This window comes from Candidatus Fermentibacter sp., from assembly GCA_030373045.1.
In the GTDB taxonomy this organism is placed as follows: domain Bacteria; phylum Fermentibacterota; class Fermentibacteria; order Fermentibacterales; family Fermentibacteraceae; genus Fermentibacter.
Genome location: JAUCPW010000045.1, coordinates 1 through 1,140 on the forward strand (window position 1 = coordinate 1; position 1,140 = coordinate 1,140).

A 1,140-nucleotide genomic window follows, 5' to 3' on the forward strand; every position below is an offset into this window, starting at 1 on the left:
CGGGTGCGAAGGCATCGCGCGACCCCTTGCCGACAGCCGCCGAAGCGGTTGTCGCCCATTCGCTCCAGGGTATGGGCTGCCCGTTCCGCAGCGTGCGGATACGGCCGGTCAGCTTGTCGACGACTCCCCGTGTCGTGCCGGTGGTGTCTCCGAGCGAGGGATATTCCTTCAGGAACCTCTCAGCGGCCTCGACGAATGACCTCTCGATCCCTGCGCCGTCAGCCTCCGGCTCGCCGAGGAGGGCCAGGCAGCCCTCCCTGCTCCTCTCCGCGAACTCCGGCAGGGCGTCTGGCCCGATGCCGTTCGATCTGGCGAGGGAGATGAGGTTGCCGACCACCTCCTGCCACTTCCATTCCCCGAATGCGTGGTCGAGCCTCGCCGCCAGGTCGTCCTCCTCACGGGTGAGCACAGAGGAGATGACCCTCTTCACGATCCTGTCACCGACAGCCTCGTCGAGCACGGCCATGCCGGGCGGAAGGCCCAGCTCGAAGGAGTAGTCGCTGACAAGCCTCTCGCAGACGGCGTTCACGGTGCCGAACCTGGCCGCCGCGAGCCTCTCGGCCTCGGCCGAACGCCCCCTGGCGAGTAGCTTCGCGCGGACCCTCTGCTTCAGCTCCGAAGCCGCCTTCACCGTGAAAGTGGTGGCAAGGATGGCTTCGGGGCGAGCCTCGCCGCTGCTCACGGCATTGAACAGCTCTTCGGCAAGCCTGTAGGTCTTCCCGCTTCCAGCGCTCGCAGTGATGATCCCTACCGGGTTCACGACTGCTCCAGCCCGCCGCTGATGAAGCCGTATGGCGACCAGTCGGGCTTGGGGGCGATGACGAGCCTGCCCTCGACCAGCGCGCTGTTCTTCGGGGGTGTCGAACCTTCGGCAAGGGCGCAGGTGTCTTCAATCAGGCCTCTGCCGAACTGCTCCAGGCGCCCGGCCAGAGCCTCCCGGGCGGCATCCCAGACCTCGCCCGGCGTGGGCCCCTCGATCCTCACGCTGTCGAAACTGCGGGAGCCGGCCACGAGAAGCCGCTGCCTGCTCGTGATGTAGTAGCCTATCGAGTGGGGGCGTTTCAGCAGGGCTACATAGATCGAGAGCTGGAGCGCGCCGCCGTCCTCCAGTTCCTTGCGCCGGTCGCCCTCGCGGCCCCA

At 67.4% G+C, this 1,140-nt stretch carries 2 protein-coding genes; both read right to left on the reverse strand.

The window, feature by feature from the left end:
- Positions 1-760 (reverse strand): UvrD-helicase domain-containing protein (locus QUS11_07955; GenBank protein ID MDM7993231.1); only part of this gene is annotated, 760 nt, incomplete at its 3' end.
- The coding region (locus QUS11_07960) for a hypothetical protein (protein ID MDM7993232.1) at positions 757-1,140 on the reverse strand (384 nt) is incomplete at its 5' end. The genes QUS11_07960 and QUS11_07955, both read right to left, overlap by 4 nt.